We start from the raw sequence: 8,243 nt of genomic DNA on the forward strand, positions 1-8,243 counted from the left end.
CGCGCCGGGTGGCGTGCGATCCGTCGGCGTTCCTTGACCTGGCAGTTCTCCTCCAGGACGCGATAGAACGTGGAGATTGAGCACAAATAGACGCCTTCGTCCAGGAGCCGGGCATAGATCTGCACCGGCGGCAGGTCCACGAAATCCTTCGAATTCACGGTCGCCAGGATGTGGGCGCGCTCGGCCACTGAGAGCTTGTTTGCCGGCGCCGGGACCGGCGGAGGGTCTTCCACCGCGATGCGGGGTTTGCGGGTCGCTGTGGCCCTGGATACCCCTGCAATCACGGCCGCTTCCCGGGTAGAGATGTCCGCCAGGGTGAGGGCGGTGTAGGCGCTCATCAGGGTTTCTTGTACCAGGGCTGCTGCTCCGCGCTTTCGGAGATATCCTCCAAAAGCAGTCGTGCTTTTTCCATTATCGACAACGCAGCTGCAGTCCGTGCCAGCTTGCGTTCACTCACCTCCAGCTGCCGACGTAGACGCCCGATTTCTGCCTGTTCAGCAGTGGGCTTGCCGATCTTTTCCCCGGGTTTTTTGCCCTCGAGGACACCGGCGTCGCGGAGCTTACGCCACTCGGTGATCTGGGAGGAATACAGGCCCTCGCGGCGCAGGTAAGCCCCGCCGCCGGTGCCATCGTCACAGGCCTGCTGGTACGCATCCAAGTACGCCAATTTTTGTGCCGGAGTGAACGACCTACGAGGGGTCGGGCCTCCGGACCTGGGGCCAGGATTACTCATGGACCCATTCTCCCGCGGCGGGGAAATTGTGGAGATAGACATTAGTGGTGATCCTGGTTCTCGCCCTACGAATTAGACGAAGTTGCTACGAAGTACTGGCCTCACCCAACCCTGACACGTAGGGTACGCACGAACGGCGCCGTAGCTAGTCAACCGGCTAGCCAGCAGGTGGCGGTCGCCGGATCTTCGCGGATGGCCCTCCCGCCCCCGGTCCCAGGCTGCTGACTTTGGCGTGTCCTAGTGTCACGTGTTAATGATTTGTTTGCGTTTCATTTTACCCAGTGGGCAGTCGGCGGTCTTGATCCAGCGGAACCGTCTACCCGCCCTAACCCCCATCAATCTAGTGCTCGCCGCGACAGCATCGCTGGTCGCCGGAATAGCGTACTGGGCTCTGTGCATGCGCGTGATGAGCGCGGTCAGCCGTTCATGGACCCGCTCAAAGAGCTCCGCTCGAGAGCCAATCCCGCGGTTCTAGTCTTTCGAGAAAAGCTTCGCCCCGTCAGTGCGCAGTCCCCCGATGGGTGGAACGTGTCGGTACAGCGTCTGACCGGTCACACCGAATTCTTCGAAAAGGTCGCCGGCTTTCGTATCGGGTTGTCCCACGGAAGATTCGCCGGGCGGATCTTGGCAGGAATCATCTTGTAGGGCCGTCCACGTATTCGGACCGAGACCAGACCAGACCAGACCAGACCAGCAATTGTGACACGCTGGTGAGGTCACGATCCCGGGGCTGGGCCAGTTCATGAATCGAGCATGGCAGGCCGGACTTTTGGAATAGGTGCCTTCGATGTCACCTATTCTCCACTGGGTTAACTGGCGTTTAGGCAGGTGCTGAGTCGTTTGATACCGTCCCGGATCCGTGTTTTCACGGTGGCGGTGGGGATGCCGAGGTGCTCGGCGACGTCACTGTAGGTCAGGCCAATGTAGAAGGCCAGATGAATCACTTCTCGCTGACGAGCAGACAAACCATTCAGGCATGCAGCAACGGCTGCGCTCTCGCTGCGGGCAATGACGGTTTCGGATACGTGGTCGTAGTCAACATCCTGGTTCGTGATACCCCACTGAAGTCCCTCACGCGGTGGGCTTGTTCTGACCGGACTTTATCCACGGCTTTACGGTGAGCGATGGTCAGAATCCAGGAAATCGCGGTGCCCTTGTTTGGATTGTAGCGGGCCGTGCCTCCTCGCCAGATCGTCAGGAACACCTCCTGCGTGGTCTCCGCGCTCATCTCAGCATCCATGACAACTTTGCGCACCAGCCCGTATACCCGGGCTGAGCACTGCCGGTACAGCTCATCAAAGGCTTTCTCGTCCTGCTCGGCGACGCTGCACAACAACCAAGATAAATCCGATGACGGCAAGTAAGAGTGGCTTGGCGGGTTGCGAGTAACCATGCGGTGAGAGACCTTCACGCTTAAATGGTGCGCTGCTAGAAATACCGGTGGGTGCGCTGACGGTGCTCTCCCCCAGGATGAGTACCGGCAGCATAGGTGAGGGTGTCCCATCGGCAGCACCGTGGTGTTACTGCGCTCTCTAGGACCGAACTTTGGGTTTTGTCCTCGTTCTCCAACGGTTCAGGTGTCCTTCCGGCGTTAACGGAGCCAGCGGAACCGCCGCTTGGTAGTTAATCTGGCCCAGGATCTCCACAGCAGTCCACAGACCTTTCCTGACCTAGCGGTAGCTAACGCCCAGAGCGCGACCGCGTAGATAACATGCTCATCGATGACAGGATTGTTGCGCAGTGGCAGGGAAGTGAGCCACAACAGACCCAGGAGTAGGCTTCCGCCAACAGCGGCCCCGCGTAGGGCCACTCCTAGGACCAAGGCACAGCCGAGCAGCATCAGGCCTAGCATAAATGTCCAGTCCACCCACGGCTGCCCCATCAGAGGGCGGAAAGCTTCAGCCAGGGGGCCCTCCAGACTTCCCAGGTAGCCGCCTGCGGGTGAAGTGCCAGAGAGCCAGGACTTTTCCGGCGGGGTTGCGAATCCAAGGCCGAACGTTTTGTCGAGGAAAGCCCAAAGAAAAGTAATCCCTAGCAGGATTCGCAGCAGGGCGAGTGCGTGAAGGCCATTATGTCCGCGCGCTGCCGGCATACCAGAGGGCTTGGGTCGTTCGAGCTCGGTTGTAGCAGCGGTCATGATTACTCTCCTCAATATTGGGTAACTGATTGAACGTGGACGTGACGGCTCGTCGGGCCTGTTACGCCAACGTGTTTCTGCTGGTCTGAGTAAAGGGGCCCTTCGCAGTAAAGGATCAGGTGATGACGAGGAGTCCTGTGGCGAACATAAAGGCAAGGCCGATGATGATGCCCCCTGCGGCGAGGGGTGTGAGGATTCTTCCGGTGTTGTCTTTGAGCATGGGAAGGAGTTTGGTGGCGACTTGTCCAACGGCGCCGGCTCCGATGCCGAGCAGGAACGCGGCCAGTGTGGGTTGGTAGACGGTAGCGCCGATGAGTGCGCCGAGAATGGCTGGTGCTCCTGCGATGAGGCCGAGGGTGGCGAGGCGGGTGAGTGGTGGGCGCTCTGAGGCCAAGGGTGTGACGATGGCGAGGCCTTCAGTGGTGTTGTGGATCGCGAAGCCGATGACGAGGGACGCACCGAGGGCGAGGGAGCCCACAGCGTAAGCGGATCCGATGGCCAGGCCTTCGCCGAGGTTATGCAGTCCGATGCCGACAGCAATCAGCAGTGACAGCATCTGCGGCGACAATTGGGCGGAGGTTGTCATGCCGGCTGGTTTGGTGGCCGGGTTGGTGGCCGGGTGGGTGGCCGGGTGGGTGGCCGGGTGGGTGGTGGTTCGTTGGTGTGCCCAGCCTTCGATGCCTTCCAGGACCAGGTAGGCGGTGACGGCGCCGAGGAGTACGACGAGTGGGCCGCCGTATGAGGCGTTGTCGCGGACGAGTTCAATTCCTTCGAGGGTGGCGTCGATGGTGAGGTAGGCCAGGAGGCCGACGGTGAAGGCGAGCAGACCGCGGATCCAGGCTGGTGAGGACCGGCGGACAAAGGGCATCCATAGCAGGCCGAGGCCGATGGGTATGACGCCGACGTAGATTCCCAGCAGTGCCATGAGCCCGAAGAAGGACGCGCCTTTGTCCGGGCTGAGGACGGCTGCGTCGATGGTGGCTTCTACTCTTCCACCGGCTGAGGTGATCAAGGAGATGTCGTAGGGATCACCCTCGACCCAGGGGTAGGAGACGGTGACGGTGTTGCTTTCCAGATGTGCCATCTGGTTCTCGCTTTGGGTGAACCCGGCGTAGTAGTCAGAGACGACGACCTGGGCGATGGTGACCGGGTCGGCTCCCTCGTTGCGCACGGTCAGGGTGATCAGACTGTCGGCCAGCTCAATGTTTTCGACCACCACAGCTTCTTCGGGTGGCCTGTTGTCGCCGAGACCGGTCAGGCCGGGTGCATTGAGCAGGCTGAAAAGTGCGATCAATGCAGCGATCAACACCAGTGGTCCAAGGCCCAGGACCCAGCGTGGTATTTTCGTCAGTTTCTCCGCTTTGTGCGGTGCGCTATCGAGGCGGGTCATTAGTCGCTGACCTCGAAAAAGCCCATCCAGCCCAGTTCAGCGAACTCGGTTTTGTGGGCGTGGAACATGTACTTGCCTGGGTGGGGGAAGCGCATCTCCAGGATCCCGCGTTGTCCCTGTGCCTGCATGATGGTGTCGGTGAACTCGCTCGGGGTCAAGGACGTCCCGGTCGGGTAGTAGTTGAAGAAGTTTCCGTGCACATGGAAGGAATTGATGGGGTCATATTCGAGGATGTTGATCAGATGGATGCGCACCAGTTGTCCCTTTGTGACTTGCACGGGATGGTCCATGAAGTGGAACGGGAGCCCGTTCACTGAGTAGAACTCGTTGTCATCTCCCCCGTCGGTGTTATAGCCGTTCATGACCATGATCATTTCGTCAGCTTCGGGCCGGCCGGCCTTGGGTTCGACGATGAACGCCCCGTAGAGGCCTTTGGCGATGTGCGGAGCCAGCGGTGACTGATGGCAGTGATAAAGGTGGGTGCCGAACGGTTCGGCATCGAATTCATAGGTGAAACGTTGGCCCGGCAGGATCGATCCGGCACCAATCCCGGCGGTTCCATCCATCTCGGCCCGGTGCACCCCGTGGAAATGCATGGTGTGCGGGTGGGATCCGGCGTTGGTGAAGTGAATGCGCAGCGCATCACCCTCCTGCGCCCACAAGCTGGGACCCGGTATCCTGCCGTTATACGTCCATCCGGGGTACGTCACTCCCGGCGCAATTTCTATGTCCCGGTCATAGGCCGTGATCTCCCATTCACGCAAGGTCCTGCCATCCGGCAAGGTACTGACCTTGCCTTTGTCAAAGTCACGCAGGATCGCCGTTGGATCAATTCCCGCCCGCTCGGGGGGAACCGATCCCGACGGGAACCCAGCATGCCCTGCATGATTGGACGCCGAACCCGGGGTCATCGCGGTGTGGTCCATCACCCCTGGCTGCGCGACCGCCTGATCCCGGCCGAGCATCGTCAACGGCACTGTGGCCGCCGCGGCCGCACCGAAAAGCATCCCGCGCCGGCTGGGCATCACCGGCGCGGTGTGCAGAGGTCGCTTCATCACAAGTCCAATCTATCGAACATCCAAGTTCGGCAAGACTAACATTGAAGCTGAGTAGGGCGTACTAGTGTCCTTGCAGCAGCCCACCTCACCCGTTGTCCTCCGTTAAGCTTGATTGCATGCCGGTATCCGACCTGACCAATTCCGCCCAGGACTATTTGAAACTCATTTGGACTGCGACGGAATGGTCGGCAACCCCGATTACGGTCACCGTTCTGGCGGAACGCATGGGAGTGCGGCCCTCCACCGTGTCGGACAGCATCAAAAAGCTCAAGGATCAGGGCCTTCTGACCCACGCCCCGTACGGCACGATCGAGCTCACCCCTGCCGGGTCCGCGCATGCCGTGGACATGGTGCGCAGGCACCGGCTTCTGGAAACGTTCCTGGTCCAGGTCCTAGGCTACGGCTGGGACGAAGTCCATGATGAAGCCGAAGTCCTCGAGCACGCCGTCTCGGACACCATGATCGAACGCATCGACCAACGATTAGGGCACCCCACCCGCGACCCCCACGGAGACCCGATACCTTCTGCCGACGGTCAACCACACCGGCCAGGCGCAATCCAACTCTGCCACGCGGAACCGGAAGGGGAAGTAACTGTCGTCCGGATCTCCGACGCGGACCCCGCAATGCTCAGATACTTCTCCGACATCGGCCTCACCCCCGATGTAAAGCTCACCATCCAAAAGCAACGCCCCTATACCGACGCCACCACCATCACCCTCTCCGGCCAACAAAAAAACGTTGATCTAGGCCAGGCAGCCTCCAACGCCGTCTGGGTCACCAACTCCTAACAACTATCGACACGGCCAGGAACACGCTGTGGAAACGACCACAGTCGAGTCAGCCGCTCAGAAATAAGAGACGAATTTGCGTGTCGCGGTCACGGATCGGCTTATCGGACGCTCATCGGTCCTGGCAGAATCCCATCGGGTGTTCCACTGTTCGGTGGAACTCAGGCCGCGGTGAGGTCTTTCAGTGCTGCTTGGAGGCGGGTGTCTGCGTCATCGGCGACTTCACGCACTGCCTCAGTATCCGTGAGCTGGACCATGGTTTGCGGATCAATGGCCTCGACGGTGGTTTCGATTGCATCTTTCGCCCGGCGAACAACGACGTTGCACGGCAATAGTGCACCCAGTCCAAGTTCTGCGGCGAGGGCCCGGCTGGCCAGTTGCGGATTGCAGGCTCCAAGGATGAGGTAGTCGCCTACATCTTCTGCTGCCTGCGCCCCGAGTTTCGCCTCGAAGGTGGCGCGCACATCAATTTCGGAGAGGATTCCAAAGCCCTGCGCGGCGAGGGCGGTGCGGGTCTGCTCCACGGCCTCGTCGTATGCCAGTGGTAGGACGACGGTATGGGTGTATGACATGCGTGCACTCCTTCAAATGGGTTTTGCTGCTGGGCTTTCAATCTGGCGGATCAGGCCAGGGAAAGGAAGAGTTTTTCAAGCTCCTTTTTGTCCATGGTGGTGTCTTCGCGGGCGATGCATTGCTCGAGTCCTGTGGCGATGATGGCAAAGCCTGCCCGATCGAGCGCCTTGGAGACGGCGGCGAGCTGGGTGACGATGTCCTTGCAGTCGCGTCCTTCCTCGAGCATGCGGGTCACGGCGGCCAGTTGCCGCTGGGCACGCTTGAGCCGGTTGATCACGGGGGGGTCAGTTCTGTTGAATCGAGTTTCATGCGGAATCTCCCAATGGATAAACGTTCATCCCAGTATACCCCCAGGGGTGTTTGCCTACTCCTGGGGGTATATGACAGACTCGTTATCCGCCGGCCCCTAAAGGAAGGTCAACTACAACCTCGTCGTCACCGCAGCGTCCGTCGGCGTTGCCCTCCTCATCGGAGGAACCGGGCGACTCTCTGTGCTGGCCGGACTCGCGGGAAACCCCACCGGCCTACTCCATGCCTTGACCGCCATCAACCTCAACTTCCTCGGCCTGGCCCTCATTATGTTCTTCATCCTCGCCTTCCTCACGGCCCTGCTGTGGAAAAGAATCACCAGAGCCGGCGAGGGCCTATTGAGCCTGGCCAGTCAGCTGCAACCCTTCTAGGAGGAACCAGAAACTGAACAGCAATGACCAGCACAGAGGGAACGTTGCAGTACCTACTGAAGAACCAGCGGAAATACACCACCTAGTTACCCGGTCAGTCAGCACCCGGCCAAACTCCGCGGAGCGAAGGAGCCGGACGGAATTCAATGTGAAGGAGAAGCCGAATGTTCACCAACGATCCACATGACGGAACCACCGGATTTGACCAGATGATGGGCGGCGGGATGATGGTTTTTGGGATGCTGATGATGTTGGCGGTACTGGCTCTCATCATCCTGGGAATCTGGGCGCTGGTCGTCTGGCTGCGTAATACCCGTTACCGGCCCGGAACACCCACCAACACCGACGCGGCGACTGCCGGCGGGCAGAACCGTGCCCGAGAGATACTCGACGAACGCTATGCCCGCGGTGACCTCACTACCGACGAATACAACGAACGCCTCGGAACTCTCAGCGATTAGACAACCCCGAATCACTCGACACACGCCTCGCACAGACAAGTGCAGGCATTCCGTGTAATCAACCTTTGATAATGACAGGTTTTCGTTGACACTCGGTCCCGAAAAATGGCTCTACTGACGTAAGTGTGGGCGCCGTTATTTCTGGTATGTAAGTTTGATGTTTACTGGTCCGCAGGCGAGTGTGATCAGGGCCAGTGCGGCTTGCGGGGTGTGGAATCCGTAGGATCGTCGGGTCATTGTGCGGATTTTGTTGTTTAGTCCTTCGTGGCGGCCGTTGGAGAGGTTTCTGGTGATGGCGGCGTGGATGCCTTGGGTGTGGGAGCGGATCGTTGCGGCGGCTTTGGCGAACTCCCGGATGCCGCAGGCTGCGGCGAGTTCGCACCAGGCCGTGATCATGTCCATGACCTCGTCGGGGTTGAG

At 60.0% G+C, this 8,243-nt stretch carries 9 protein-coding genes and 2 pseudogenes; 3 read left to right on the forward strand and 8 right to left on the reverse strand.

Features of this window, described 5'->3' with window-relative positions:
* The 5 genes and pseudogenes from Y708_RS30650 to Y708_RS0101130 form a co-directional block, all read right to left on the reverse strand.
* Positions 1-733: pseudogene (locus Y708_RS30650) on the reverse strand (IS3 family transposase); the annotation flags it as partial.
* A 970-nt stretch (positions 734-1,703) separates the two neighbouring features.
* Positions 1,704-2,144 carry a sigma factor gene (locus Y708_RS30250; RefSeq protein ID WP_216699703.1) on the reverse strand — a complete coding sequence of 147 codons (441 nt, stop codon included), beginning with the start codon at positions 2,142-2,144 and terminating at the stop codon, positions 1,704-1,706.
* 180 nt (positions 2,145-2,324) lie between these two features.
* Complete coding sequence (locus tag Y708_RS29515; protein ID WP_028278512.1) at positions 2,325-2,870, reverse strand: membrane protein; 546 nt, start codon at positions 2,868-2,870, stop codon at positions 2,325-2,327.
* Between the two features lie 115 nt (positions 2,871-2,985).
* A complete protein-coding gene (locus tag Y708_RS0101125) occupies positions 2,986-4,260 on the reverse strand; it encodes a ZIP family metal transporter (RefSeq protein WP_051478391.1) in 1,275 nt (424 codons plus the stop codon).
* A complete protein-coding gene (locus Y708_RS0101130; RefSeq protein WP_253905648.1) occupies positions 4,260-5,315 on the reverse strand; it encodes a multicopper oxidase domain-containing protein in 1,056 nt (351 codons plus the stop codon). The genes Y708_RS0101125 and Y708_RS0101130 overlap by 1 nt, the downstream gene beginning before the upstream one ends.
* 119 nt (positions 5,316-5,434) lie before the next feature.
* Here Y708_RS0101130 and Y708_RS0101135 point away from each other — a divergent pair, with 119 nt between their 5' ends.
* On the forward strand, positions 5,435-6,109 hold the full coding sequence (locus Y708_RS0101135) for a metal-dependent transcriptional regulator (protein ID WP_028278515.1): 675 nt from the start codon (positions 5,435-5,437) through the stop codon (positions 6,107-6,109).
* Positions 6,110-6,270: 161 nt separating this feature from the next.
* On the opposite strand, the gene Y708_RS0101140 is transcribed toward Y708_RS0101135, so the two are convergent.
* Both Y708_RS0101140 and Y708_RS0101145 read right to left on the reverse strand, forming a co-directional pair.
* Complete coding sequence (locus Y708_RS0101140) at positions 6,271-6,681, reverse strand: DUF302 domain-containing protein (RefSeq protein WP_028278516.1); 411 nt, start codon at positions 6,679-6,681, stop codon at positions 6,271-6,273.
* Positions 6,682-6,731: 50 nt separating this feature from the next.
* Positions 6,732-6,991, reverse strand: a pseudogene (locus tag Y708_RS0101145) (metal-sensitive transcriptional regulator).
* Positions 6,992-7,173: 182 nt separating this feature from the next.
* Between Y708_RS0101145 and Y708_RS0101150 the strand changes: the two are divergent.
* Positions 7,174-7,362 (forward strand): hypothetical protein, encoded by a 189-nt coding sequence (locus Y708_RS0101150; protein ID WP_028278518.1) that lies wholly within the window; start codon positions 7,174-7,176, stop codon positions 7,360-7,362.
* 164 nt (positions 7,363-7,526) lie between these two features.
* Positions 7,527-7,823: an SHOCT domain-containing protein gene (locus tag Y708_RS0101155; RefSeq protein WP_028278519.1), complete on the forward strand. Its 297-nt coding sequence runs from the start codon at positions 7,527-7,529 to the stop codon at positions 7,821-7,823.
* A 135-nt stretch (positions 7,824-7,958) separates the two neighbouring features.
* On the opposite strand, the gene Y708_RS0101160 is transcribed toward Y708_RS0101155, so the two are convergent.
* A partial coding sequence (locus Y708_RS0101160; protein WP_028278520.1) for a transposase occupies positions 7,959-8,243 on the reverse strand: 285 nt, incomplete at its 5' end.

This window comes from Arthrobacter sp. H5 (assembly GCF_000520595.1).
Taxonomy (GTDB): domain Bacteria; phylum Actinomycetota; class Actinomycetes; order Actinomycetales; family Micrococcaceae; genus Arthrobacter_D.

Bases quoted from the DNA above. Each gene is read 5' to 3' on its own strand.
- Y708_RS0101125 (WP_051478391.1), bottom strand. From the start codon at position 4,260: ATGACCCGCCTCGATAGCGCACCGCACAAAGCGGAGAAACTGACGAAA.
- Y708_RS0101155 (WP_028278519.1), top strand. From the start codon at position 7,527: ATGTTCACCAACGATCCACATGACGGAACCACCGGATTTGACCAGATG.
- Y708_RS0101140 (WP_028278516.1), bottom strand. From the start codon at position 6,681: ATGTCATACACCCATACCGTCGTCCTACCACTGGCATACGACGAGGCC.
- Y708_RS29515 (WP_028278512.1), bottom strand. From the start codon at position 2,870: ATGACCGCTGCTACAACCGAGCTCGAACGACCCAAGCCCTCTGGTATG.
- Y708_RS0101135 (WP_028278515.1), top strand. From the start codon at position 5,435: ATGCCGGTATCCGACCTGACCAATTCCGCCCAGGACTATTTGAAACTC.
- Y708_RS0101130 (WP_253905648.1), bottom strand. From the start codon at position 5,315: ATGAAGCGACCTCTGCACACCGCGCCGGTGATGCCCAGCCGGCGCGGG.